The following is a 25,613-nucleotide window of genomic DNA, read 5'->3' as shown; positions in this document are numbered from 1 at the left end:
CTGCTACTCCCCGAGATAGTGCTTGAGCGTCAGGCGCAGCTCGGGGCTCATCCGATCCAGATTATTGAATAGCCAACGTAAATAGCCGGGATCGTTTTCCGCGATTTCGGCCACCGCTTTACCGCGATACTTGCCGAACGTGAAGGTAGTCAGGAGCGCCGGACGGCCGGTGATGGTCACCATCTCGTCAGGCTGCCAACCGGAGACGTTCAAGATATCGAGCAACAGCGCTGCGGTGATATAGCAGTCGTACAGCGCGCGGTGATGATGCAGCCCCGCCGGCGTGGCGACGCTAAGCTTACGCGATTTATACAGCCCCATATTGCTGTATTTAATGCCTGGCCACAGACGCCGCGCCAGCTTCATGGTGCAGATCCACTCCCCGTGCATTTCGGGTAAGACCCGACGGTCGAAACTGGCGTTGTGGGCGACATACCACGGGCTGCCGAGATAATGCGGCAGAACCTCTTCAATCCACGGTTTGTCCGCCACCATCTCTTCGGTGATGTGGTGGATCGCCATGGCCTGTGGGCTGATCGGGCGATCGGGGCGCACCAGGTGGCTCATCGGGTTGGTTATCTGCCCGTCGACAATGTCCACGGAGGCGATCTCGACAACGCCGCCTTGTAACCCGCAGGTTTCGGTATCTATTACGCGTAGCATGGGCAGCTCCTGGCCATGATTACCCGCGCACGGGAATACACCGGCCTTGCCAGGTAGGGTGTCCGCAGGGAATGGCAATTATTTTGCTTTGGGTTCATAAGGCAATCGCGACAGGGAAACGGAGGCCAGGCGATGGGCAATCAGGCGTTCGCGGAACCAGTCGCGCAGGTGCGCTGGCTGCTCTCTTTCCACTAAATCGGCGACAACCGGCATATTGTAGCGTTCTTTAAAGGCGACGCCGGCCGCGGCAAGATCGACATTCACTTTGTCCATCTCATCCTGCGAAAGTTTTGCCAGGTTTTTTTCCAACGGGTTTCTCCTTCATGATGCCGTAAAGCGTTCGGGCGAGTCGTCAGGCTCAGACGCGCCGCTCGACTACGCCATTATACAGGGTTATTCTCTGTGCTACATATCATAACGAAAAGGAATGACGATTATGCGTATCACTGCCGGGCGCGCGCTGCGTGTCTCTGCTCTTCTCGCCGGTTTCTTTGTCAGCGCCGCGGCCTTTGCCCACGCCCATCTGCAACAGCAAACCCCTGCCGCAGATTCGACGGTGGCGGCTTCTCCTGAGACGCTGACCCTCAACTTTTCTGAAGGTATTGAAACGTCATTTAGCGGCGTAACGTTGACCGGGCCGCAGCAGCAATCGGTGGCAACCGGAAAACTGGCCCGCAGCGACAGCAGCCCGACCCAGCTGATTGTTCCTTTGACCCAACCGTTGACGCCAGGGACATACACCGTCGACTGGCATGTGGTGTCCGTTGACGGTCACAAGACCAAAGGGCAGTACCACTTTACCGTGAAATAACCGATGCTGACGGGAATTTATATCGGCCTGCGTTTTGTCCACTTCCTGTCGCTGATGGTGGCCTTTGGCTGCGTGCTGTATGGCGGGTGGTGGGCGCCGGTCTCTCTGCGTCGTTTACTGATGCAGCGTTTTTTGCCGCTGCTGCGCCATCTGCTATTGCTCAGCGCCATCACGGCCCTGCTGATGCTAATGGCGCAGGGCGGGTTGATGGGGAACGGCTGGGGGGATGTCTGGCAGCCTGCTATCTGGCAGGCGGTCGTCGGTACTCGTTTCGGCAGCGTCTGGGTCTGGCAAATTTTGCTGGCCTGGGTCACGCTGGCGGTGGTGTGGCTGCGACCGCGCCGTCTGGCCCGGCTGCTGCTGGTGCTGCTTTGCGGCCAACTGATATTAATGGCGGGCGTTGGGCATGCGGCAATGAGCGAGGGCCTTCGCGGCGTGCTGCAACGCACTAATCATGCCGTGCATCTGTTCTGTGTTGCCAGCTGGTTTGGCGGCTTGCTGCCGTTCATCTATTGCCTGCGGCTGGCGCGAGGGCGCTGGCGTCAGTCGGCAATCAGCACCATGATGCGCTTCTCGCGTTACGGGCATCTGGCAGTGGCGGGGGCGATTGCCAGCGGCGTGGTGAATTCGCTGCTGATTCAGGGGGGACTGATCCGCGACACCCTCTGGGGACAGATGTTGTTGATCAAATGTGCTCTGGTCGCCGGGATGGTGGCAATTGCGCTGGTGAACAGGTATGTTCTGGTGCCACGTATGTCGGTGAGCGCATCGCGAGCGGAACAGCTCATTGTACGCACCACGCAGGCAGAAATTGTGCTTGGCGCACTGGCGTTGTTGGCTGTCAGCCTGTTTGCAACCTGGGAACCTTACTGAATTAACTGGCTAAATCATGAAAAAAACTCTTTTGACGATGTTGTTACTGGCAAGCTCTGGCGTCGCGCTGGCGGCACCGCAAATTATCACCGTCAGCCGCTTTGAGATGGGCAAAGACAACTGGGCATTTACCCGCGAAGAGGTGATGCTGACCTGCCGTCCGGGCAACGCGCTGTTTGCCATTAACCCCAGTACGCTGGTGCAGTATCCGCTTAATGATATTGCTGAGCAGCAGGTGAAGGAAGGTAAAACCAGCGGGCAGCCGATCTCGGTGATCCAGGCGGACGATCTTCAGAATCCGGGACAAAAAAAGAGTCTGGCGCCATTTATTGAACGCGCGCAGAAACTTTGCTGATTCCCGAAGCTATCCTGCTGTATTAGCACATAAAAAAACCGCCGTTATCCTTTGTCAGGATCGGCGGTTTTTTGCTGGCACCGTGATTTCGTCAGGAATTATTCGACCACTTTTGTCGCGGACTGGAAAACCTGTCACGGTAATCTATTCTTATAAGGCAAGGCGATTAGCCTGCATTAATGCCAACTTTTAGCGCACGGCTCTCTCCCAAGAGCCATTTCCCTGGACCGAATACAGGAATCGTGTTCGGTCTCTTTTTATCTGTTTTTTATCAAACCGTTATGTCATCTGACCGCAAATAATCCTTCATTTTCCACGGCGGTCTGCCCTTCTTATACCACAACCCAAAACGCCTTAACATTCCCTTTACAGAAAAACGCGGTATTAAAATCTCAATAAGAGACGGTCACGGTGACGGTATCGCTATAGGTTCCGGCCGGCTTGCTGGTTTGGGCTGGATTAATCTTTAGCGTGTAGTTTACATCCTGAGCGGTGCCGGTACCGCTCACGTTAAGGTCGTTGCTCTGGGTCCATGCGCTGCCCGACAGTTGATAGAACTGATACTGCAATGCATAACTGTTCTGATTTATGGTCGCCATCAGCTGGCGCCAGCCTCCGCTGGTGGGGTTGGTGCTGGTCAGGTTAACGGTAAAGGCCGCGTTCTTAGTACAGCGAACCGAAAATTTGCCGCTCAGGTCGGAAAAACTGGAAGGCAGGGAGGCGGGCACAAAGGCGACATCCGGCGCGCTATCAAGGAAACAGTAGTTCGTCACTTTCAGCGTCACGTTAAGAACTACCTGTTGATGGCCGGTGGCGTAGTTACAGGTGATGATACCGGAGACGCAAATTCTGTAATCCCACAAAATGTTGATATTGTCGGTATAGGTTCCGGCGGGCATATTGAGTCCTGCCGGAATTTTCAGAAAAATGGGCAGCGAACCATCGCTGGCGTTGAATAACCCCAGCAGCCCGATAAGTGAGGTGATAGTCCAGGTTTTGACATAGCCGATTGGATAAACCTCAGAACAGCTGTCATCTGCGCAAAGGCTATAGGGTACAAAATCGGTACCGCTGGCGCTCATCATCTGCGGAACCGTGCCATTTGGATGATCTGATGAGACGATTTTAGCGCTAATGGTATTGGTGCTGAGTAGCGACAGCGCGCTGCCGGAGCAGGCAAAACCTGATGCCGATTTAACCGGCTGTGTTGAAGTGGCGAGGGTAAATGAGCTAACGGAGCCAAAGCTTGCCGCGTTGGTGAGCTGAAATGAACAGCTTATATCTGCGCGAGCGAGTGGGCTGAATAAAAACAGCAGCGTGCATAAAATCAGAATGCGTTTCAACATCGTCTCCGCGTTTTTCATTGGCAACGTATTGGCCCCACCCGCTGTGGGACCGGTGTCTGTTCTGGCAGTTCGAAGTGCACAACGCATTGGCCTTTGTCGGCATTGATAACCAGCTTATTCTCCCTGTTGAGGTGTGAAAGCCAGACGATCCCGTCATATCCCACTACGCTAACCTGACGACTGGTGGTTTCCTCAACCGGAGTACCGAGCGCTAAAGGCTGGCCGGCACTATCGACAAGGATGATCGTGGCCGAGCGAACCCGACGGACCGGGAACTCCACCAGCGCGCCGCTGGACTCCCGTACGGCGATCCGCTGTTCCACCCGCGGAACTTCGGTGTCCGTGGGCAGGGGCAGGGTATCCAGCGTTACTTTGCCCGGATACCACGCCGTAGCCCATGGAATAAGAAGATGACCATTCTTATCGGTGGCACCGACTTTGCGGTTTTCATAATTCACCGTGACGTCAGGGTATCCATCGGTCGACACAACGATAAACGCATCGTTAATTCGGCGGGCGAAAAACAGGCTGTTATCCATCAGCACCACCGAGCCCGCGGCCTCAAACCAGCCGTGACGATCGTCGCGTGAGCCGTAATAACCGCCGCTTAAGGTTGCTAGCTTATTGACCCACGTCAGATCGGCCTGGCTATAATTATCACCGCTGATGGAATGGGCGAGATTCCAGCCGAATCCGCCCTCTACCGGTGCTGAGCGGTTGTAGGCGATGTTTTGTCCCCACTCGCCTGAGCTGGAACGTTGTCCGCTGGTTTGTATACTACCCAGGTCATCCAACGGGATAATCAGCTGCAGCATGCTGGAATAAGTATTGGCCTGCAGATCGTGGTTAACGCTGATATTCACACTGCTGTTTTTCCACAATCCCCGGCTCCATGACAGGTTCATCAGGCGTGTACGGCTATCGTCCTGTGCCTGGATATCGAAGTAGCCCAGGCTGAATGATCCCAGCACTCGACCCCACGGACTTAAACTTAAGGTCGCTTGATCCGACTGGCGGCTGAGGGTTGCGGTCGAACGATAGCTGCTGAGATTATCGAAGTCGGCGCTGCGCTGAATATGCTGATAGTTCACCCCCCAAATACTGCTGTAATAGGAATAGCCAGAGGTTAACTGGTTACCTTTTCCCTCTCCCTGGCTGGCGCTCGCAGAAAGACTTAAGGTTCCTAACGTCCCGACGCTAATATCACTACCGATGCCCGCATTGGTTAGCCCTTCGCGGTCCTCCGTGTGTGTTGATAGCGTTAACCAGTTGCTCACGCCGTAACGGTAGATGGCGCTGACCGCGCCGGCGCCATAGTCCGCATTTTTGATTCCGTAGTTATTGCGTAGCGCGCCGAGAGAAAAGTCAAAATCACTCAGACCCTCACGTAGCAGGGTATTAGAGACGTAAAAGGGGACGCTGGTTGTCACCTGACGGCCCAGTGCGTCGGTGGTCACTACGGTTGCTTCACCCGCACCGCTGATGAAGGGCACGTTGGTTAGGGTATATGGGCCACCGTTGATCTGGGTTGAGCTGGCCTTATAGCCATTGATAAAGAGATCAACGCTTGAAGGGACTTCCGCACTTCCCGACAGATTGAGCAGCGGATAGGTCACCAAATCCGGGCGAACGCTGAAGTTACGGCCAAAACGCAGGCCGCCAAGGCGTACAGAGCTACTCCAGGTCAGGGCATCGCTAACCACATCGCCAGCCTGATAGCTCAGCATTCGCTCGGTATCGCTATATTTCCACTGGGTGTCGTAGCGGATATAGCCCTGCTGTTCAGCGTTCCCTGAAGACCAGTTCTGCCGGATGACGGCGAAGTTGGAAAAGGTACCTGCCGCCCCGAAAAAGCGTGTTTCCGTTGAGGTGCTGGTGGCTTTGCTATTGTCAGACGAGACTGTAAGAGTCATAGTTGAAGAGCAGCCCTGGCGTACTGAGCGGCCGATGGTAATTTTGCTCGCCGGTGTTATCAATCCGCTGTTCCGGTAACCAGCTATCGGGAACTTTGAGCTTGAGCATTTGCCCGGCCTGATCGTACTCGAACTGCACCGAAGGGATCTGTGAAACATCGACCAGCGTTTCACCTTCCGGGAGGGGAATGTAGGCCTGTCTTAACACGGAGGCTGAAACCCAATAGCGATCGTTGCTCACTTTTACCGGAACCGTGCCAGCCAGAGCATTGCCATTTACGGACAGGCCCAGATACAGCACATACTCCAGCTTCGGGCTAAATGAAGCCATCGGTGCCGGTAAGCTGTCGTAGGTTGCCGCGTGGCTGGTCGACGATGCGATTGCCAGCAGTCCCCCCGTTGCCGTCCCTGCCAGGAGCCGCATAATCAATGGATGGCCGGAATTTCCACCGCCTGGCTATTGTCGGTTAATTTGGCGAACAGTCGCTGGCCTCCTGATACTGACGTTTTGCTTGCCACAGGGAAGCAGACATTGCGCTGCGCCAGCACATAGCCGAGCAGTCCCTGGGTTTGGGTGGCTTCCCGCTTACCTGCGTTTTTAGCCCAGTACACATCACTCAGTCTCGCATGCTGGTTGCCTGAATTTTTAATACACAGCATCTGGCGACCCTGTTGGCTTGAAAGCGTCCAGCCCAGGCTGACTCTTACTGGTTCGACGGGGCTTTCCAGCTTCAGCGGAGAGAGACCCTGTCCATAGGTAAATAGCGGCAGCACGTAACGCATACGCATTTTCAACCCGGCGGAGCTTTTCTCCGTCTGAACCGTCGGTTGGTTAGATGGAACTTCATCAATCACGATGCGATACGATTTTTCTTTACCGCTGGCGACGGGCGCGATGCGCATCAGACGCACCAGTTGGCGCTGTCCAGGCTGCACGGTGGTGAACGGGGGGCTGGCAACCACCTCGCTCTGATCGGCGTAGGCGTCAGAAGAGTCTTTTTGATCCCAGGAGAAAATCCGTAACTGCAGATTGACCGGGGCAGTACCGCGATTTTCCAACCAAAGTTCAGAGCCTTTTTCGTTATCGCTGATGGTTTGAAAAATCGGCCACACCAGAACGGCGCTGGCGGCATGGGCGGCAGAAAATAGCGATGAGGAGAGCAACAACAAGGCAACACTACGGCGAATCATATTTAACCTGCTTATTATCTAATATGTCAGTGTGACCGTGACGGTATCGGTATACGAACCCTGCGCCGGGAAGCCATTCGTGGCAAAAAGGCGGCCATAAACCGTATAGGTTTGTGTGGTGTTCGGAAATGAAGCAACGCTGTACGCCAGGGCGTTAGTTCCCCACACGTTGGAGCGGTTAGTATCCTGAAAGAGCTGATAGGCAAGGGTATTACCACTACCGTTTGCCAGGTAACGCTGAGTGGCTGAGCCACCGTTGACGCCATAGTCGAGGGCGATAGAGATAGCCATTCCTGGCGTGCAGGCGACGACAATAGAGCCAGCCCCCGAGGAGCTGGCAACATCGACGTTATTATAAAGAGATGACATCGACCCGAAACTAAGGGTGCCGAAATCCGCCGTTGGGGCACCGCTACTGCCTAATAAACAGCCTGTCGTAATTTGCGCCGAAACCTTAAAGGTCTTCTGAGCTACATCAGCGCAAGCGCCTGCGCTAACGAACATAATAAAAAACAACCACTCCGATCGTACCATGACGTCCATTTCCTCGTGCCGTTACCAGGTCAGGGTGGCAATAACCATATCTTGATATAAACCTGGAGACGGTGCGGTTACAGCGCCCTGATCTACTGGCAGAATACGCGCATAGATCGGAATGTTCTGCGCTGTGCCTGTGCCCACAATGGCAATCTCGCCATCAGGCGTGACTTCAGTGAGGCGGCTGCTGTCCGAGTAGAGTCGGTAGGGAATCTGATCGCCATCGGCGTTCTCCAGCTTCCTTACCGTTCCTGAGCCGCTATGCTCCCCGCCATTAAGGGTTAACGTTGAATTGAGACCATCGCTGCAGGTTACTGAGACCGCATTAGTTCCAGAGCTACCTAACATATCGGCGTCAATAGCGTTGACCAGATCGCTATAGCTGCCGAAATCAATGGTGCCCCAGCTGTTGATGCCAGTCGCGCTGGTACCATTCTTTACCGTACACCCGTCTCCGATAGTCAGCTGTACCCCCACCTGGCCGGTTAATGTACCGGTCGTTAATGGGAGTGCAAATGCAGATTGAGTCACAACAATAGCGCCGAACAAGCCACTTAATACGCTGCCTGTCATCGTTTTGACGTTCATGGCGAACCTCTTTAAATGTGAAAGCCGCAGAGAGATACACAACGAGAATTCTTCTAAACCAATCACTAAGGCTGGTTTTTATTTTTTAACGTATAACGACTAATAGCGGATAAGGGTAATTTTATATAATATATTTAACTGTATTTGATTTATGGTTTTTTATACTGGTTGCGTTGTTTAAATTGGTGCTTTAGTGTGTTTATTTATTCTTGTGCGGGTTTTTATTTCTTTCGTTGCCGTTTTGATACTGCGAGCTTTCTTAAAATTTTTAAAAACCTGTATCTGGTGCAAATTTCAGAACAAAAAATTGGACAAAAATGGGGTTCTAGTTAAGGCCTGAGGTTCTAACCAGATGATTCATAGGTGAAGAAGTATCTGAAATTTAGCCGATTAGTCAGTTTTGGATGAATAAAACGATATTGGTGAGTCATTTTTATTCATTTTTACTTATTCGGGAATGAATGATATGGCGGGAGCAAGAAACAGGCGGTTGAACTGTAATATGAAAACTATTTATTCTGGCGCTACCAAAGTGGGGTACAGCTGGGTCTCCAGATAACTGACAAGGGACCAGATCTCACCGCTGAAAATAAACCACAGGGAAGCCGTCAAAATAATTAAAAGGATAGCCAACAGCACGGCTTCTGCTTTACTCATAACTTCAATGGCTACCTGAACGGAAACGATGAAGGTACGATAGTAACGAAACCACGCTATAAGATGCAAACGCCGTTGCGAAAACGGCGTTTATTTGATTTTAACCGGACCCACGCCGTTAAAGATGGGACGTGAGTTCGACGACCTGCGCCGTCATATCATCGAGTAGCTGAAAGCGGCGGCGATATTCTGCCCGTTTTTTGCTGGCGATCTCGTCCAGCGATTTTCGTTCCAGCCGTAGCGGTAAACGCCAGCTCCAGCCATCTGTCGGTACGCCGTCAATCGAGCGCCAGAATTCATCATAGCTCGCGTGAAAGTGACGACCTTTGCTCAGACGATAGCGCAACGCGCGGAAAACATGGCCATTATCGCTCACGCCATCAATTGCCTGAATATCGCTTCTGGCTGCCAGCGCCCAGATAAACTCCAGCAGCAGGCGTTTCGGGAACAATCCGTAGCAGGCGCGGGTGGCGAGCTTAATCACCTCATGGGATACGCTGCGCCGCGGTCCCTGCAGGCCACCGATGATCAGATGCCACCGATCCTGCTGGCGCACGATGCTGAACGTCACGCTGGCCAGCAGCGTCTGATTGCCATCACGCAGCCATAGCGTGGTTTCGCCTTCACGTTCGGCTTTACCGGCGGAGGAAGCGGAGAGGGTGAAGCGGGCGTCGTCTTTGCCCTGCAGTTCCATCAGCGGCGTCTCTTTGGCGGAGATCATAGCGGCGGCCAGCGGCGTGCCGGAGAGCGAATCCACAAACTGATAGTGGCTGATTATCGCCTGAGCGCGCTGGTGAGCGTTGAAACCCCGGGTCAGATACTGGCGATGGACTTTCCCTGGTAGCGTCACCTGTGCGGCAAGCAGCTGATTAAAATCAGGACGTAGCGAAAGGCTATCTAACATTTTCCGGGTCGGGGTATAAAATAAAAGCGTACGCAGCAAAAACTTAAATCGATATTGCCGCTTGCGCCAAATCGGAGCGGGAATAACTCTGCCCATCACCAGATCGGCAATCAAATTTGTGGATGGCTGTTGGGTGTAGACTGAGTGCAGGCTATTGTCCGTCACGATAAAATACCTCGTCGTTATTTAGCCTCTATTTTAAAGGCTGCCCGCGGCGATATTAATATCCCGGAAGACTAAATTCGTGTTTCGTTTAAATTTGATTGAGGTGGCTGGCGACGGGTTCGCGAACGATAATTAATGATAAGTGTATCGGGAGGATAAAATATGTATCAGCGTATTGATGGTTCATCCTGGCGCTATATCTGGGTGGTGGGCGATCTGCACGGCTGCTTTTCCCTGCTGATGGCCCGGCTGCGTCATGTAAAATTCGACCCTTATCAGGATCTTCTGATCTCGGTGGGGGACCTGATCGATCGCGGGCCGCAAAGCGCGAAATGTCTGGGACTGCTGCGCTGCCGTTGGTTTCTTGCGGTGCGGGGAAATCATGAACAGATGGCGCTGGATGCTCAAGCGCAGGGAGAGCAAATGCTGTGGATGATGAACGGCGGTCAGTGGTATCAGGCGAGTTCGCGTGCCGAGCGCCAGCAGATCGATGGGCTTTTCTCATGTTGTCGGCAACTGCCGTCGATCGTCGAGCTAAATTGTGGATCGACGCGGCATATTGTAGCCCACGCCGACTATCCGGCGCAGCGGTACCGGTGGCTACAACCGGTGGATGAACAGCAGGTATTGTGGAACCGCCAGCGTCTCACCGATCATCTTGCCGGGCGGCATGGTGCGATTGATGGGGCGGATCATTTCTGGTTCGGCCATACGCCGTTGCAGCAGCGCTATGACAGCGATAATCAGCATTACATCGATACCGGGGCGGTATTTGGCGGCGAGCTGACGTTGGTGCAGCTGCAATAAGAGACTTAAAAATCGCTGTATTCACTGGCGGGTAGCCAGAAACTATCGACAAAATCCTCGACGGGGAAGCAGCCACCGTGGCGTATTCGCTGATCGTCCATGGCGACCAGGCACCGGGGTTCGTTATCGTAAACGTCTACGACAATATCCTCGCAACCACCATCCAGGTAACAAATAAACAAAACTAAGGCAAACATCCTGGCCTCATGTCCGGGTTTGTTAATCAGTATAGGGTAGTTCAGAAGCGGCGGGGATAAATAACCCGTCTCAGGCGACGGGTTCTTTTTGAATCAGGCTACGCGCATGACCCAGGCATCGGATTGTTGATCGTAATGCTTACGGTAGAGTACGGAATGTTGACCATCAAGAATCGCGGGTACGCTGGTTTCTGTGTCCCAGCCATCCAGCTGCATGCATAAATCCGGATCGGATTTACAAGGAATACTTAACGTTCGCTCGCCCTGCTGTTCACCGTGCAGTTCGGCATCGTCTATCTCAAACGCGCCGATACGTATGCTGGTTTTACTCATACACTCACCCCATTGATCTGCTGAATTGTGGTACGACCAGTTAAGGCCGACATTTTTCAGCGTAGACAATGGGGCGTAAATCGCCAGTCAAAAAATGCGATTTTTTTGCACGCGATCACACCAGACCGGCAAAAAGTTTCCCGTCGCGCACCAGTTCGCGCGGATAGCTGTTTTTCAGCCGCGAACCCACTTTTTTCGCCAGCCCCAGGGTGGCGCCCTGGAAAGTCACGATGACTTCATCCTGGCGCGGTGGCGTCTCGGGGTAAACATCGCGGCCCCGGTACCACTCTTCGGCTTCCGCCTGGGTCAGTTCGAAAGGGGCGTCCGGCGCGGCCAGAGCGATCACCGCTTCATGCTGCCAGCGATATCCCTTGTTGTGGGTCTCTGCCAGACGCAGGCCAATGCGTGAAAAACGGACCTGGCCGATCAACGACTCCAGCGCTTTCGGGAATAACCAGATTTCTTTATCGCGCTGCCACAGGCTATGGCTGTCGTCCCAGTGCAGGCCGACGACGGAGGCGGCAGCGGTAACGGCGGCACTTTCCCGGCCTTTCAACGGTGAGAATGGAAATTTGCCGACTTTATAGCCGGGAGCCGGCAGCGGTTCAATGGCGGCGGTTTTACGCAGTCTGGCGACAAAGAAGCCTTCGCAGTCGAAAATTTGCGGAAAGACGTGGAGAAAACCCTCGGTGGTTAAGGCCTCTGCGGCCTGCGGGAACAGTCCGCCAAGCGGTAGCACTTCAACCGCCTCGGGGTAACGCGCTAGCAGCCACTGTACGACGGCTTCGTTTTCCTGCTGGTTGAGGGTGCAGGTGGAGTAAACCAGCGTACCGCCTGGGCGTAGCGCGTGAAAGGCGCTGTCGATCAACTCGCGCTGAGTGTCGGCGATCTGCTGGTTGCTTTCTGGCGACCAGTTTTTTAAGGCGTCAGGATCTTTACGCACCACCCCTTCGCCGGAGCAGGGGGCGTCGAGCAGGATAGCATCGAAACACTCCGGCAGCGCGGCACCAAATACCCGGCCGTCAAAGTGGGTCAGCGCCACGTTGCTGATGCCACAGCGGCTGATATTGGCATGCAGAACCTTCACCCGGCTGGCGGAAAATTCATTGGCCAGGATCCCACCTTCGTTGCCCATGCGGGCAGCGATCTGGGTGGTTTTCGACCCCGGCGCGGCGGCGACATCCATCACCCGCTGCGGCATCTCGCCATCGGCAAACAGCGCGGCAACCGGCAGCATGGAGCTGGCTTCCTGAATATAAAACAGGCCGCCCAGGTGCTCGGCGGTGCTGCCCAGCGGCAAGGCGTCTTCGTCGTCCCGTTCGATCCAAAAGCCTTCTTCGCACCACGGGATCGGCGTCAGCAGCCAACCGTAAGGGGCGACCAGTTGCAGAAAATCGGCAACGGTGATTTTCAGCGTGTTGACACGCAGGCTGCGGCGCAGCGGGCGCTGGCAGGCGGCGATAAAATCATCGAAGGAGAGATGCGTGGGCATAGCGTCACGCATTTGGGCGAGGAATTGTTCGGGAAAATAGACTGCGTTATGAGCCACTGCTGCGCACCACAAGAAAAAAGGGTGCGCAGTTTAGCATAAACGCTCCGGCGGGGGACACCGGAGCGTCAGGTTGATTACTGCGGCAGGGCGGTGCCCCATTCGCGCCACTCTTTTGGCTCGCTCTCCAGCAGCAGGAAGTGCTTACCATCCTGAGCCTTCGGCGCCAGCGGCGTGCCAGGCGGTGTCGCAAAGGAGATGCCGCCACGAATGAACTGGTTGAACGTCCCGGTTTTCACCACGCCGCCAATCAGGCCAAAGTCGAAGTTATAGCCGGAAGAGAGCCAGAATACCGAATTGTTGCGCACCAGGTACTGGTAGCGTTTACTGATGCGCATTTTGACCATCACCCGATCCGACATGGAGCCGAGCGTCAGGCTGGTGACGGTCCCGACTTCAAGCCCACGGAACAGCACCGGCGTACCGATATCCAGTGAACCGGCTTCCGGCACTTCAACCACGATGCTCAGCCCGTCGATATAGCGCGAGTCGCTGATGGTCGTTTCCTGAATCTCAAAATCACGACGCGGTGAGCCGCGGCCCGGTTCGACGTTGATATAAGGCTGGAAAATGGTATCCAGATGTTCAACGCCGGCCGCCGAAATTTGCGGCGTGATCACCGAGAAACGCGTCCCGGCGCGGGCGAAGGTGTTGACGTATTCCGGGTAGAGTACCGCTTTCGCCTGCACTTCGTTTTTCGCGGTAATCAGATTCAGGGTTTGAATCTGGCCGATGTTAATCCCGAGGTAGCGAATCGGCATCCCTTCAGAGATTTTGCCGGCGTCAAACGCATGCAATGTAATCTGCCCGCCGACGGCGCGCGCGGCAGTTTCTGATGCATAGAGAATGCGTTTATTGTCCACCCGGGCGCTGGCGCTGTTGCCGCTGAGTTCGTCAAAGCTGATAGCGCCTCGCAGGGCGCGGGACAGCGGAGATGCCTGTACGGTCAGACCGTTGCCGTCGAGCTGCACCTTAGCTCCGCCCTCCGCCCAGAAGACGCTGTTGCTGGTCAGCAGGTGGCGGTATTCCGGCTTGATATGCAGGTCGATATCAAAGGCATTGCGTCGCGGTTTGACGGAGATAATCTCGCCGACGGCAAATTTACGGTACAGCACGACCGAGCCTTCCTGCACATCCGGTAAAGTCTCCGCCGTCAGGCTCAGGGTGGTGGTGGGGACGTCACTGAGGCTATTCTCTTCCGCTTTTTCCATATTGGCATACAGGGGATAGCTGGACTGAATCGCCCCTTTATCACCAGGAATAATACGGATGCCGCCATCGACCCACTCGCTGGCGCTGGCGCCCAGAACTTTGATGCCGTCCAGACCAACTTTGACATCCAGCCGGCTGTTGACGACAAACTTACTGTCGCCGCGGACCAGATCGCGATACTCGGGGGTAATCGCCACCTGGAAGGTGACGCCTTTGGCCGTGAGCTTGCGTTCAAGAACCTGGCCCACTTTGACGCCGTGCAGCACCAGCGGTTGCCCGGCATCAATGCCATAGCTTTCCGCCGCCGTCAGGGTGAGGGTGGCAACATCCGGCTCTTCAAGCAGCGCTTTGTCTGCCGGCAGTACCACGAAATGATTGCGGGTTTCCCCTTCGCCGGGCACCAGTTCAAAGGTATTGCCGGTCAGCAGGGCGCTCAGGCTTGGGTTATCCAGCGAAATCTTAGGTTTTTTCATCTGAATAAGCGTTTTATCCCGCAGCAGGGTCACCACGCTCGGGTCGACCGTCATCTCACCGGTGACTTTACTGCCGGGAGCGAGGTTGAGTTTGGTCAGTTGCCCGACTTCCAGCCCCTGATACATCAGTGGCGTAGAACCGGCTTTCAGGCCTTCGCCGCCTGGCAGGTCAAGGGTCACCAGCACTCCGCGCTGGCTGTGGGCCAAATCTTCGTATAACTCGTACTCGGCATTTTGCGGTGCGGTTTGGGAGCTGGCAGGGGAGTCAAAAGCGATGGCACCATTCACCATTGCTGACAGGCTTTCCAGCTGGACCTTCGCGCCGCTCAGGCCAACGTCTGCCTTAATACCAGAGACATTCCAGAAACGGCTGTCTTTTTTCACCAGATTGGTGAAGCGACGCTCGATCAGCACATCGATGTTGACGCCTTGATTGTTATCATTGAGCGCAAAGTCGTACACCCGGCCCACCGGAATTTTGCGGAAATAGACCAGCGAGCCGCTGGTCAGCGAACCGAGGTCAGGCGCCTGCAGATGAATCATCAGCTCGCCGTTGCTGATACGGTATTTCGGCTGGGTATCGAGGGCGACGAAATGATCCTGGGCTTCACCTTTACCCGGCATCATGCCGATATAATTACCGCCAACCAGGGCATCAAGGCCAGAAACGCCGGCCAGAGAGGCTTTTGGCGTCACCAGCCAGAACTGAGTGTCCTGCCGCAGCGCCCCTTTCATGTCACCTTTAACACTGGCGGACACTTCGATTTTGCTTAGGTCTTTGCTTAACGAAATATTTTCAACGGTGCCAACTTCTACCCCTTGATAGCGGATAGGGGTGCGCCCCGGAACAATGCCGTTGGCCGACTGGAAATCAATCGTAATGGTGGTTCCGCGATCGTTATAGCTGGTCCAGATGAGCCAGCTGGCGATCATCAGCGCAATCACCGGCAGCAGCCAGAAAGGTGAGATGCGACGTTTGGTTTTAATTCTGGCTTCAGTCGGTGAAGCCGGCGTTTCCTGACTCATGTGCGTCCCAAAGTAAGCGGCTGTCCAGCCATTCAACAGCAAGGATAGTTAATATTACTGCGGCGCCGAAATATACCGCAGCGGGCCCCATCGTAAAAGCGAGGAGTTGGTCGCGATTAATCAGTGACATGGTTAATGAGATAACAAACAGATCTAACATTGACCACCGGCCAATCCAGGTAATCAGCCTGAGCAGCAGGATGCGGGTGCGCAGACCCTGCTCGCACTTGAATTGTATGCTGACCAGCAGCGTAAACAACACAATAACTTTGGTAAATGGCACCAGAATACTGGCGATAAACACCACTGCGGCGATCGCCACATTACTGTTTGCCAGCGACATGATGCCGGACAGAATCGTATCATTCTGCCGCGCGCCGTTCACGTAGATGACCGATATCGGCAGCAGGTTTGCGGGTAGCAGAAAGACCACGGAAGCAATCAGCCCGGCCCAGCTGCGCTGCAGACTTTGCGGCCGCCGATGGTGCAACGGCGTATGACAACGCCGACAGCGCCCGCGAGCATCACGAAAACCGGTGTGATGACAGCCGGTACACACCTGCAGCGCCGGGTCGGGACGCAGGGCGGGCCGCTGGGGGTAAAAGCGTTCCCAGAGCTCTTCCACATTCATATGAATGATCGTCAGAATGCTGAGCAAGGTCAGTGAAATGAAGGCCACAAGCCCGACGCCTGGCTGCAGAAACGCATAGTCCTGCACCTTGATGGATGCCACGCCAATGCCGACCAGATAAATATCCAGCATCACCCACTCTTTGAGCTTTTCCAGCATCAGCAATACCGGCCGGAGATTCATGCCCAGCACGTTTCCCAACCACAGGTAGGCGATGGCGATGACCAGGATTGCCGGAGCGCCAATGGCGCAGAACAGCACCATCGCAGCGGTGAGCGGATCGCCCTGGCCGGTCATTTGCCAGATGCCCTGTAAAACGTTAGCGTCGATGCGCACGCCGAGCAGATGCAGGCGCAGCAGCGGCTCAGTCCAGGCGAAAGGCATCAGCAGCAGCATGGTGATAGCCATACAGCCCAGACGAGTGAGAGACCAGTCGCGGCCATCGCGGATCTTCGCATTGCAGCGCGGACACCACGCGCTCTGATGGCGCTTAAGCACCGGCAGGCGGAACAGGATATCGCACTGTGGGCAGCGGTGATAATGCGCCTGCGGCAGTGGACTGCTGACTGCATGCACGATCATTTTTTTCGCTGGTGTCAGCGGTTGTGTTTTTAGTGGCATTTATTACGTACAGGGATGAATGTATCTCACTATCTTAACCCAGGATTGAATTCATCTTGAGCCTGAACGCATTTAATGCTTATTTTATTAGGCTGTACGTATTTGGCAGTAAGACAACTAAGTGATTACATAATGAACAAAACAGAATTTTACGCGGATCTTAACCGTGACTTTCAGGCATTAATGGCAGGTGAAACCAGTTTTCTGGCGATGATCTCTAATACCAGCGCGCTGTTGTTTGAGCGTCTGACTGAGGTCAACTGGGCAGGCTTCTACCTGCTTGAAGACGATACGCTGGTGTTGGGCCCATTCCAGGGCAAGCTGGCGTGCGTGCGGATCCCGGTCGGACGTGGGGTTTGCGGTGCAGCTGTTGCGCAAAACCGCGTACAGCGCGTGGAAGATGTCCATGCCTTCGACGGGCACATTGCCTGTGATGCCGCCAGCAATTCGGAAATCGTTTTTCCTTTGCAGGTGAACAACCAAATTATTGGCGTTCTGGATATCGACAGTACCGCGTATGCCCGCTTCACCGCTGAAGATGAGCAGGGGCTGGCAGAACTCGTCGCGCATCTGGAAAAACTCATTTCTGCGACCGACTACCAAAAAATATTTGCCCGCGTCGCAGGATAATCAACGGATAACGTAGCATTTAGCGATGGCGTCATTATAATGTCGCCTGTTCATGCCTGCGGCTTGTTGGCTACGTCCGTTGTAATCAGGAAATTTCATGGAAAATCAACCTAAGTTGAATAGCAGTAAAGAAGTTATCGCGTTTCTGGCCGAACGTTTCCCTCAGTGCTTCAGCGCTGAAGGCGAAGCTCGTCCCCTGAAAGTCGGTATTTTTCAGGATCTTGTTGAGCGTGTTGGGGGGGAGATGAATCTCAGTAAAACCCAACTTCGTGCCGCTTTACGTCTTTATACTTCGAGCTGGCGTTATCTGTACGGCGTGAAGCCAGGCGCTATCCGCGTTGACCTCGATGGTAACCCGTGTGGTGAACTGGAAGAGCAGCATGTTGCTCATGCCCGTCAGCAGCTCGAAGAAGCAAAAGCTCGCGTCCAGGCGCAGCGCGCAAGCCAGCAGGCTAAAAAGCGCGAAGCCGCCGCTGCTGCAGGTCAGCAGGAGGATGGTGCGCGTCGTGAGCGTAAGCCACGTCCTCAGGTTCGCCGCAAAGAAGGCACTGAACAGCGTAAGCCGCGTCCTGCCGTTGCGAAAGCACCGCGTGAAGAGCCGCGCCTGACTCCAGTCTCAGATCTGACCGCGTTAAGCGTAGGTCAGGCGCTGAAAGTGAAAGCAGGCAACAACGCGATGGACGCCACCGTTCTGGAAATCACCAAAGATGGCGTTCGTGTACAGCTGACTTCTGGTTTGTCAATGATTGTACGCGCAGAACACCTGGTGTTCTGAAACGGAGGCCGGGCCAGGCATGAACAAACTCTTTAAGCTCACCGCGCTTGCGGGCCTGCTAGCAATAGCAGGCCATGCGTTCGCCGTGGACGATATTACCCGAGTCGATCAAATTCCGGTGCTGAAAGAAGAGCCGCAGCACGCGACGGTGAGTGAACGTGTCACTTCCCGCTTTACGCGTTCTCACTACCGGCAGTTTGATCTCGACAACGCCTTCTCGGCAAAAATTTTCGATCGTTATCTGAACCTGCTGGACTACAGCCACAACGTGCTGTTAGCCAGTGATATTGCTCAGTTTTCGGCAAAGAAAAATCAAATCGGCGATGAACTGCGCACCGGAAAGCTGGACGTTTTCTACGACCTGTATAACCTGGGACAGAAGCGTCGTTTTGAGCGCTACCAGTACGCACTGAAGGTGCTGGAACGTCCGATGGACTTCACCGGTAACGATAACTTTAATCTTGACCGTAGCAAATCGCCCTGGCCGAAAGACGAAGCCGAGCTGAATGCGCTGTGGGACGCCAAGGTGAAGTTTGACCAGCTGAGCCTGAAGCTCACTGGCAAAGATGACAAAGAGATCCGCGAGACTTTAACGCGCCGTTATAAATTTGCAATTCGCCGCCTGGCGCAGTCCAATAGCGAAGATGTGTTCTCGCTGGTGATGACCGCATTTGCTCGTGAAATCGATCCGCACACGAACTATCTGTCACCGCGTAATACTGAGCAGTTCAACACCGAAATGAGCCTGTCGTTAGAGGGGATCGGTGCGGTCTTGCAGATGGACGACGACTATACGGTGATCAACTCGCTGGTGGCCGGTGGCCCAGCAGCGAAGAGCAAGTCAATTAGCGTTGGCGATCGTATTGTTGGTGTTGGCCAGTCTGGTAAAGGCATGGTCGATGTCATCGGCTGGCGTCTGGATGATGTGGTTGCCCTGATTAAAGGGCCGAAGGGCAGCAAGGTTCGCCTTGAGGTTCTGCCGGCCGGCAAGGGCGCTAAAACCCGCATCGTGACGTTAACCCGTGAGCGGATTCGCCTTGAAGACCGTGCGGTGAAAATGTCGGTGAAAACCGTCGGTAAAGAAAAAGTCGGCGTGCTGGACATTCCTGGCTTCTACGTTGGCCTGACGGACGATGTTAAAGTTCAGCTGCAAAAGCTGGAGAAGCAGAACGTCAGCAGTGTGGTTATCGACCTGCGCAGCAATGGCGGTGGGGCACTGACCGAAGCGGTTTCGCTTTCTGGTCTGTTCATCCCGTCAGGGCCGGTCGTACAGGTTCGTGATAACAACGGCAAAGTGCGCGAAGACAGCGACACTGATGGCGTGGTTTATTACAAAGGTCCGTTGGTGGTATTGGTTGACCGTTTCAGTGCTTCTGCGTCTGAAATTTTCGCCGCCGCTATGCAGGATTATGGCCGCGGGCTGATTGTGGGCGAGCCGACCTTCGGCAAAGGCACCGTTCAGCAGTATCGCTCTCTGAACCGTATTTACGATCAGATGCTGCGTCCTGACTGGCCTGCGCTGGGTTCGGTACAGTACACCATCCAGAAGTTCTACCGCATCAACGGCGGCAGTACTCAGCGTAAAGGTGTGACGCCGGACATCATGATGCCAACCGGTACCGAAGATCGTGAAACCGGCGAGCAGTATGAAGATAACGCGCTGCCGTGGGATAGCGTTAATGCCGCGACCTATGTGAAATCCGGTGATTTGCAGCCTTTCGACCCTGAGCTGCTGAAGCTGCATGATGCACGCATTGCCAAAGATCCGGAATTCCAGTACATCATGAAGGATATTGCCCGCTATAACGCAATGAAAGATAAGCGTTATATCGTCTCTCTGAATTACGCCCAGCGTGAGAAAGAGAACGAAGAAGACGATGCGACCCGCCTGGCGCGGATCAATGACCGTCTGAAGCGTGAAGGCAAGCCGGCGCTGAAGAAACTGGACGATCTGCCAAAAGATTACCAGGAGCCGGATCCGTATCTCGATGAAACGGTCCACATTGCGATCGATCTTGCGCATCTTGAGAAAGCGCAGCCGGCGGTAGAGCCACCGGTAGCGAAATAAGTACCCAACGGGCACAAATCATGTGCCCGTTTTCTTTTCTGCGTCCCACCGGTTATTCCCTCTTCGAATATACAAAATGTCAACAAGCGATGCTGGTGTCAGAACAGTGCGACAAAATGTAAAGTTGTGTTTTTCTCGTGACTTAGCAGGGGTTGATAGTTGAAAATTAGCCTACTACCCATACGATATGGGTAATCGCATAGTGCGTTTTGTTAAATCGAGGTTAAAAGAAAATTATGATGCGAATCGCGCTTTTCCTGATGACCAACCTGGCAGTTATGGTTGTGTTCGGGCTGGTGCTAAGCCTGACGGGAATTCAGTCGAGCAGCATGACCGGATTACTGATCATGGCGCTGCTTTTTGGTTTTGGTGGCTCGATCGTTTCGCTGATGATGTCGAAATGGATGGCGCTGAAATCAGTGGGTGGGGAAGTGATTGAGCAGCCGCGTAACGAAACCGAACGCTGGCTGATGAATACCGTTGCGCAGCAAGCGCAGCAGGCGGGTATCGGAATGCCGCAGGTGGCTATTTACCATGCGCCGGATATCAACGCCTTCGCGACCGGTGCGCGCCGTGATGCGTCTCTGGTGGCCGTAAGTACCGGACTGCTGCAGAACATGAGCCGTGACGAAGCTGAAGCCGTTATTGCTCACGAAATCAGCCACATTGCCAACGGTGACATGGTCACCATGACCCTGATTCAGGGGGTGGTGAACACCTTCGTTATCTTTATCTCGCGTGTTATCGCGCAGATTGCGGCCGGGTTCCTTGGCGGCAACCGTGATGACAGCGAAAGTAGTAACGGTAACCCACTGATTTACTTTGCAGTGGCTACGGTGCTGGAGCTGGTCTTTGGCATACTGGCGAGCATTATTACCATGTGGTTCTCGCGTCATCGTGAATTCCACGCCGATGCCGGGTCTGCGAAACTGGTCGGTCGTGAGAAAATGATTGCGGCGCTGCAGCGTCTGAAAACCAGCTACGAGCCGCAGGAAGCCAGCAGCATGATGGCGTTCTGCATTAACGGTAAAGCGAAGTCAATGAGCGAACTGTTTATGACTCACCCGCCGTTGGATAAGCGTATCGAAGCGCTGCGTAGCGGTGAATACCTGAAGTAACGCGGTACTTGCAGGCAAAAAACGCGGCCTCCGGGCCGCGTTTTTTTATGCCGCACGAATGCCGTCGATCAGGAAGCCGGACGAGGCTGAGTAACACGAAGTCCGCTGACGGCGGCAGCCATCACTGCCAGCCCGCCGGCCAGCAGCAATGCGCTGTGGGTACCGCTGTTACCTTGCAAATTAAGGAACAATGCAACCAAAGCGGCGCCGGCACTTTGCCCCAGCAGACGTGCGGTCCCTAGCATGCCGCTGGCACCGCCGCTGCGATGGCGAGGAGCGGAAGAGACAATGGTGTGGTTATTCGGCGACTGGAACAGACCAAACCCGGCACCGCACAGCGCCATGCGCCAGATAATATCCAGATCGGAAGGGGATGCGGGCAACAATGCCAGACCAAACAGGCCCCCGGCCATCACCAGCAGGCCGACCGCGCCAAGTAATCCCGCATGGACTTTCTCGATCAGATAACCTGCCAGCGGCGCCATCACCATCGTCGCTAAAGGCCACGGCGTCAGCAATAGCCCGGTTTCCACTTCGCTGCGCCCCAGCATTGACTGTAGGAAGAAGGGCAGGGAGACCAGCGCCAGCATTTGCGCGCAGAAAGAACAAATTGAGGTGCAGATCGACAGTGAAAATAGTGGGATCCGCAGCAGGTCTATCGGTAACAGCGGCACCGGCATTTGCAGCTGGCGGCGAACAAAGAAGAAGCCGATCACCAGGACCGCGGCCACTTCAGCCAGCACCAGTTGGCCGGACTGACCTTGCGCAAAACCACCGAGGGCGGTAATCAGTAGGCCAAAGGTCAGCGCATTCATAATGGCGCTGGGAAGGTCGAAGCGGGTGATTTTGCTCCGCCCGGTGTTGGCGGGCAGAAAGCGCATGGCGAGGAGCAGCGAAACAATCCCCAGCGGAATATTAATCAAAAACAGCCATTGCCAGGAGGCGACTGAAAGGATCGCGGCAGCAATTGTCGGACCTGCCGCCGATGACACCGCCACCACGAATGAGTTAATCCCCATCCCACGCCCGAGGAAACGCTGGGGGAAGATAAGACGGATCAGCGCCGTGTTCACGCTCATCAATGCTGCGCCGCCAAGGCCCTGAGCGACGCGTGCGAGGGTCAGCATCTCCAGGCTACGGGAGAGGGCGCAGGCTAATGAGGTCAGGGTGAAAAGCGCGAGGCCGATCTTGTAAACCCGGCGGTAGCCAAACATGTCGCCCAGAAAGGAAAGCGGCAGCAGGGCAATGACGATGGCTATCTGGTAGGCATTGACTATCCATATCGATGCCGCTGGGGAGGCATTCAGATCCGTAGCAATGGTCGGCAGAGCGACGTTGGCTATCGCGCCATCGAGGACCGCCATAGCCAGACCCAGAATGATGGTCAGGATTGCGCCATGGCGCTGCGGCGTTGGCAGGCCATCAGAAATATTTTTATCCATGTCAAATATGTGTCTTTAAGGGGGTATTATTCTATGGATAATAATTTTAGCATTGATTATTCGGTTGTATGTCGCAGATTTGTAACGAATGGGCAGAAGATCGATTGCGGGGGCGGTGATGCGAATTTATAATAAAAACCGGTTCTAATTTTTATAAAACAGTTACGATGAGGTGATAAATGGCAGTTGCAGATTTGGATAAACAGCCAGATTCTGTCTCTTCGGTATTGAAGGTTTTTGGCATTCTGCAGGCGCTTGGTGAAGAGCGTGAAATTGGCATTACCGAACTGTCCCAGCGTGTCATGATGTCAAAAAGCACCGTTTATCGCTTTTTGCAGACCATGAAATCGTTGGGCTATGTGGCTCAGGAAGGCGAATCTGAGAAATACTCTCTGACCCTGAAGCTATTTGAGTTGGGTGCCCGTGCGCTGCAAAACGTCGACCTGATTCGCAGTGCCGACATTCAGATGCGTGAACTTTCACGTCTGACGAAAGAGACTGTCCACCTGGGTGCGCTGGATGAAGACAGCATTGTCTATATCCACAAAATTGACTCAATGTACAACCTGCGTATGTATTCGCGCGTTGGCCGTCGCAACCCACTGTACAGTACCGCCATTGGTAAAGTGCTGCTGGCGTGGCGCGATCGCGCGGAAGTCGAGCAAATTCTGGAAGGCGTTGAGTACAAACGCAGCACTGACCGTACCATTACCAGCACGGAAGAGCTGATTGGGGTACTGGAGCAGGTGCGTCAACAGGGTTATGGCGAAGACAACGAAGAACAGGAAGAAGGGCTGCGCTGCATCGGCGTACCGGTATTCGACCGCTTTGGCGTGGTGATTGCCGGCCTGAGTATCTCATTCCCGACGCTGCGTTTTTCTGAAGAGCGTCTGCACGAATATGTTGAGATGCTGCACACCGCGGCGCGCAAAATTTCAGAACAGATGGGATACAACGACTACCCATTCTGATGTGAATGGCTGTCGGATTCACCGGCCACAGCAGAAGACCTGCTTCTGCTGTGGCCGGATTGCGTTAGCCTTTGTCGATCACCGTTTCACTTTTGCGTAAAACAGGGCAATCGGTCAGCCCGATAATTCCGCTGTCGGAGTGCACGTATTGTGCGGTGCTGGTGCCGCGAGCGGTCAGGTATTTGCACTGAAGCCCCAGTCCTGCGGCGTTCTCATTACTGCCTATTAAAATCCCATAACCGCTTAATAGAATACCAATCCATACGATGGCCAGTACTACAATGGAACGAATGATTAATCGCATTGTTGCCTCATTGTTTGCATTATCCTTGAGGGTATAGTGACAGCTACATGCTTTGAAACAAGTCTATGATTCCTAAACTTACCTTTCGTATTACAGTTAGTCACGGTTTAAGATGCGCATGTTATCCTGGAAACATCTGATACTGATGCGGAGAGTGGAGTGAAAAAATTACGCTGGGTTTTGCTGATCGTCGTCATAGCCGGTTGCTTATTGCTATGGACTCAGATGCTTAACGTAATGTGCGATCAGGATGTACAATTTTTCAGCGGCATCTGTACCATCAACAAGTTTATCCCCTGGTAAGACATTTTTATTACGACGGATTTTCTTCTGCTCTGCGAGTGGTAGAATAAACGCCTTCTCTTTGAGGTGGTGAAATGAGTGAGTTACTAAATCCTGGGATCTTAAATCTGGCTTCACTGGCGCTTTCTATCGTGCTGGTGCTTGTCGGCTTGTTGTTATGGTTTTTTGTTAATCGCGCAAGTTCGCGCACCAATGAGCAGATTGAACTGCTGCAGGCCTTACTGGATCAGCAAAAGCGGCAAAATGTGCTGCTGCGTCGTCTCTGTGAAGCCAATGAACCTGAGAAGGAAGAGGTTGCCAAAGCATCAGTGGCAGAACAAGACGGGGATGACTTCATCCGTCTGGTCGCTGAACGGTAACACGTTGACAGGTGTGCACCGCCCGGTGTGCACCTGGATTATCCCACCCGGCTATAACTTTTTCTTATCTTTTTTCTTACTCCGATCGCCCAATTCTTGTGCGTTAATGTGGGCTGGCTCGCAATTCTACCTGTCGATGTCACGGCTTTTTAGTAAATCAAATAAACTAATAACAATATGTTTTAATTACCTGATGGACAATTCTGTCATTAATACTTCATGTTTAAATAGTATTATCCATAATATTCATACTGTGACCGGTGTGTCGGTTTTATATCACCATACAGGTGCTATTTAAGACAATATTCAACTATCGATATACGCCAGCGTGTGCATCATTATGCGCATACCTTTGCTCATACGCCCGCAAGTCACAGCGCATTTGCCGGTGTGTCAAACCGACAGAAGTTGTTGAGCAATGGTAAAAAAGTTGCAATCTTTGCGCGCATTATCAGGGTCTGAGCGGGGTACTGACGAGTGCAGTCCTCAGCAGTTAAGGACGCATAAATGTGCAGGTGATCAAATGATTCCCTTATAATCTGTGCGAAGGATCGAGACACCTTTAAAAATGGCTTGCCATTATTTACGTTGTATGTGATAACACGTTTCGGGTTAAACGAGGTACAGTTCTGTTTATGTGTGGCATTTTCAGTAAAGAAGTCCTGAGTAAACACGTTGTCGTTGAATACTGCTTCTCTGCCGAACCTTATATTAGTGCCTCATGCAGTAGTGTGTCAGAGTTTTATCTATGTAAGCGCCGATGGGCGAAGAAAACAGTCTAAGGAATTTTG

General features: G+C 53.8%; 27 protein-coding genes and 1 pseudogene. 12 read left to right on the top strand and 16 right to left on the bottom strand.

All coding sequences use genetic code 11. From position 1 onward, the window contains the following. Positions 1-3: 3 nt before the first annotated feature. Positions 4-663 (bottom strand): exodeoxyribonuclease X, encoded by a 660-nt coding sequence (gene exoX / locus ACMYSO_RS05075; protein ID WP_434669571.1) that lies wholly within the window; start codon positions 661-663, stop codon positions 4-6. A 78-nt stretch (positions 664-741) separates the two neighbouring features. Further along, positions 742-972 (bottom strand): DNA polymerase III subunit theta, encoded by a 231-nt coding sequence (locus ACMYSO_RS05070; RefSeq protein ID WP_123754895.1) that lies wholly within the window; start codon positions 970-972, stop codon positions 742-744. A gap of 127 nt (positions 973-1,099) precedes the next feature. Here ACMYSO_RS05070 and yobA point away from each other — a divergent pair, with 127 nt between their 5' ends. The 3 genes from yobA to ACMYSO_RS05055 are packed head-to-tail and all read left to right on the top strand — an operon-like array spanning position 1,100 to position 2,702. Beyond that, entirely contained in the window at positions 1,100-1,474 is a 375-nt protein-coding gene (yobA, locus tag ACMYSO_RS05065; protein ID WP_174508039.1) for a CopC domain-containing protein YobA, read from the top strand. A gap of 3 nt (positions 1,475-1,477) precedes the next feature. Continuing rightward, positions 1,478-2,347 carry a copper homeostasis membrane protein CopD gene (gene copD, locus ACMYSO_RS05060; protein WP_434669569.1) on the top strand — a complete coding sequence of 290 codons (870 nt, stop codon included), beginning with the start codon at positions 1,478-1,480 and terminating at the stop codon, positions 2,345-2,347. 16 nt (positions 2,348-2,363) lie between these two features. Then, a complete protein-coding gene (locus ACMYSO_RS05055; RefSeq protein WP_154144700.1) occupies positions 2,364-2,702 on the top strand; it encodes a YebY family protein in 339 nt (112 codons plus the stop codon). Positions 2,703-3,094: 392 nt separating this feature from the next. On the opposite strand, the gene ACMYSO_RS05050 is transcribed toward ACMYSO_RS05055, so the two are convergent. The 7 genes and pseudogenes from ACMYSO_RS05050 to ACMYSO_RS05020 all read right to left on the bottom strand — a co-directional run bounded on the left by ACMYSO_RS05050 (position 3,095) and on the right by ACMYSO_RS05020 (position 10,024). Then, on the bottom strand, positions 3,095-4,048 hold the full coding sequence (locus tag ACMYSO_RS05050) for a Csu type fimbrial protein (RefSeq protein WP_434669568.1): 954 nt from the start codon (positions 4,046-4,048) through the stop codon (positions 3,095-3,097). A 14-nt stretch (positions 4,049-4,062) separates the two neighbouring features. Continuing rightward, a pseudogene (locus tag ACMYSO_RS05045) lies at positions 4,063-6,385 on the bottom strand (fimbria/pilus outer membrane usher protein). 2 nt (positions 6,386-6,387) lie between these two features. Then, positions 6,388-7,152, bottom strand: coding sequence for a fimbrial biogenesis chaperone (locus ACMYSO_RS05040; protein ID WP_434669566.1), 765 nt, complete (start codon positions 7,150-7,152; stop codon positions 6,388-6,390). Between the two features lie 18 nt (positions 7,153-7,170). Next, on the bottom strand, positions 7,171-7,686 hold the full coding sequence (locus ACMYSO_RS05035; protein WP_434670742.1) for a Csu type fimbrial protein: 516 nt from the start codon (positions 7,684-7,686) through the stop codon (positions 7,171-7,173). 21 nt (positions 7,687-7,707) lie between these two features. Further along, the gene (locus ACMYSO_RS05030) at positions 7,708-8,277 is read right to left on the bottom strand and encodes a Csu type fimbrial protein (RefSeq protein ID WP_434669565.1); all 570 of its coding nucleotides are present in this window, start codon (positions 8,275-8,277) and stop codon (positions 7,708-7,710) included. Between the two features lie 513 nt (positions 8,278-8,790). Next, complete coding sequence (locus ACMYSO_RS05025; RefSeq protein WP_148060384.1) at positions 8,791-8,934, bottom strand: Ecr family regulatory small membrane protein; 144 nt, start codon at positions 8,932-8,934, stop codon at positions 8,791-8,793. A 118-nt stretch (positions 8,935-9,052) separates the two neighbouring features. After that, positions 9,053-10,024, bottom strand: a complete 972-nt coding sequence (locus ACMYSO_RS05020; RefSeq protein WP_434670741.1) for a VirK/YbjX family protein — start codon at positions 10,022-10,024, stop codon at positions 9,053-9,055. A 141-nt stretch (positions 10,025-10,165) separates the two neighbouring features. On the opposite strand from ACMYSO_RS05020, the gene pphA reads away from it, so the two are divergent. Then, the gene (gene pphA / locus ACMYSO_RS05015) at positions 10,166-10,810 is read left to right on the top strand and encodes a protein-serine/threonine phosphatase (RefSeq protein ID WP_434669563.1); all 645 of its coding nucleotides are present in this window, start codon (positions 10,166-10,168) and stop codon (positions 10,808-10,810) included. Between the two features lie 5 nt (positions 10,811-10,815). Here the strand turns inward: pphA and ACMYSO_RS05010 are convergent, their stop codons facing one another. The 5 genes from ACMYSO_RS05010 to yebS form a co-directional block, all read right to left on the bottom strand. Continuing rightward, positions 10,816-11,007 carry a YebW family protein gene (locus ACMYSO_RS05010; protein WP_434669562.1) on the bottom strand — a complete coding sequence of 64 codons (192 nt, stop codon included), beginning with the start codon at positions 11,005-11,007 and terminating at the stop codon, positions 10,816-10,818. Positions 11,008-11,100: 93 nt separating this feature from the next. Beyond that, the gene (locus ACMYSO_RS05005) at positions 11,101-11,340 is read right to left on the bottom strand and encodes a YebV family protein (RefSeq protein ID WP_154144702.1); all 240 of its coding nucleotides are present in this window, start codon (positions 11,338-11,340) and stop codon (positions 11,101-11,103) included. 115 nt (positions 11,341-11,455) lie between these two features. Continuing rightward, positions 11,456-12,889 (bottom strand): 16S rRNA (cytosine(1407)-C(5))-methyltransferase RsmF, encoded by a 1,434-nt coding sequence (gene rsmF / locus ACMYSO_RS05000; protein ID WP_434669561.1) that lies wholly within the window; start codon positions 12,887-12,889, stop codon positions 11,456-11,458. A 77-nt stretch (positions 12,890-12,966) separates the two neighbouring features. Then, the gene (locus ACMYSO_RS04995) at positions 12,967-15,600 is read right to left on the bottom strand and encodes an MlaD family protein (RefSeq protein ID WP_434669560.1); all 2,634 of its coding nucleotides are present in this window, start codon (positions 15,598-15,600) and stop codon (positions 12,967-12,969) included. Further along, complete coding sequence (gene yebS / locus ACMYSO_RS04990; RefSeq protein WP_434669559.1) at positions 15,569-16,852, bottom strand: membrane integrity lipid transport subunit YebS; 1,284 nt, start codon at positions 16,850-16,852, stop codon at positions 15,569-15,571. Before yebS ends, ACMYSO_RS04995 begins: the two co-directional genes overlap by 32 nt. A 132-nt stretch (positions 16,853-16,984) precedes the next feature. Here yebS and ACMYSO_RS04985 point away from each other — a divergent pair, with 132 nt between their 5' ends. From ACMYSO_RS04985 to htpX, 4 genes are all read left to right on the top strand, one after another. Further along, positions 16,985-17,482, top strand: a complete 498-nt coding sequence (locus tag ACMYSO_RS04985) for a GAF domain-containing protein (RefSeq protein ID WP_434584141.1) — start codon at positions 16,985-16,987, stop codon at positions 17,480-17,482. A gap of 97 nt (positions 17,483-17,579) precedes the next feature. Further along, positions 17,580-18,257: an RNA chaperone ProQ gene (gene proQ / locus ACMYSO_RS04980; protein ID WP_434584142.1), complete on the top strand. Its 678-nt coding sequence runs from the start codon at positions 17,580-17,582 to the stop codon at positions 18,255-18,257. A gap of 19 nt (positions 18,258-18,276) precedes the next feature. After that, positions 18,277-20,325 carry a carboxy terminal-processing peptidase gene (gene prc, locus ACMYSO_RS04975; RefSeq protein ID WP_434584143.1) on the top strand — a complete coding sequence of 683 codons (2,049 nt, stop codon included), beginning with the start codon at positions 18,277-18,279 and terminating at the stop codon, positions 20,323-20,325. 236 nt (positions 20,326-20,561) lie between these two features. Further along, positions 20,562-21,443 carry a protease HtpX gene (htpX, locus tag ACMYSO_RS04970; RefSeq protein ID WP_434584144.1) on the top strand — a complete coding sequence of 294 codons (882 nt, stop codon included), beginning with the start codon at positions 20,562-20,564 and terminating at the stop codon, positions 21,441-21,443. 68 nt (positions 21,444-21,511) lie between these two features. Here htpX and ACMYSO_RS04965 read toward each other — a convergent pair whose 3' ends face one another. Then, positions 21,512-22,885 carry an MFS transporter gene (locus tag ACMYSO_RS04965; RefSeq protein ID WP_434669558.1) on the bottom strand — a complete coding sequence of 458 codons (1,374 nt, stop codon included), beginning with the start codon at positions 22,883-22,885 and terminating at the stop codon, positions 21,512-21,514. Positions 22,886-23,064: 179 nt separating this feature from the next. Here ACMYSO_RS04965 and kdgR point away from each other — a divergent pair, with 179 nt between their 5' ends. Next, a complete protein-coding gene (kdgR, locus tag ACMYSO_RS04960; RefSeq protein ID WP_123754874.1) occupies positions 23,065-23,856 on the top strand; it encodes a DNA-binding transcriptional regulator KdgR in 792 nt (263 codons plus the stop codon). Positions 23,857-23,920: 64 nt separating this feature from the next. Here kdgR and ACMYSO_RS04955 read toward each other — a convergent pair whose 3' ends face one another. Further along, the gene (locus tag ACMYSO_RS04955; RefSeq protein ID WP_123754873.1) at positions 23,921-24,160 is read right to left on the bottom strand and encodes a YobH family protein; all 240 of its coding nucleotides are present in this window, start codon (positions 24,158-24,160) and stop codon (positions 23,921-23,923) included. A 159-nt stretch (positions 24,161-24,319) separates the two neighbouring features. Between ACMYSO_RS04955 and mgrB the strand changes: the two genes are divergently transcribed. From mgrB to ACMYSO_RS04940, 3 genes are all read left to right on the top strand, one after another. Continuing rightward, positions 24,320-24,463, top strand: a complete 144-nt coding sequence (gene mgrB, locus ACMYSO_RS04950; protein WP_041146201.1) for a PhoP/PhoQ regulator MgrB — start codon at positions 24,320-24,322, stop codon at positions 24,461-24,463. A 74-nt stretch (positions 24,464-24,537) separates the two neighbouring features. Next, on the top strand, positions 24,538-24,822 hold the full coding sequence (locus ACMYSO_RS04945; RefSeq protein WP_434584146.1) for a YebO family protein: 285 nt from the start codon (positions 24,538-24,540) through the stop codon (positions 24,820-24,822). Positions 24,823-25,457: 635 nt separating this feature from the next. After that, positions 25,458-25,604, top strand: coding sequence for a DUF2627 domain-containing protein (locus ACMYSO_RS04940; RefSeq protein ID WP_154144708.1), 147 nt, complete (start codon positions 25,458-25,460; stop codon positions 25,602-25,604). Positions 25,605-25,613: the final 9 nt, after the last annotated feature.

This window comes from Klebsiella sp. B345 (genome assembly GCF_051131735.1).
Taxonomy (GTDB): Bacteria; Pseudomonadota; Gammaproteobacteria; order Enterobacterales; family Enterobacteriaceae; genus Klebsiella.
This window is presented reverse-complemented; position numbering and strand designations above follow the sequence as displayed.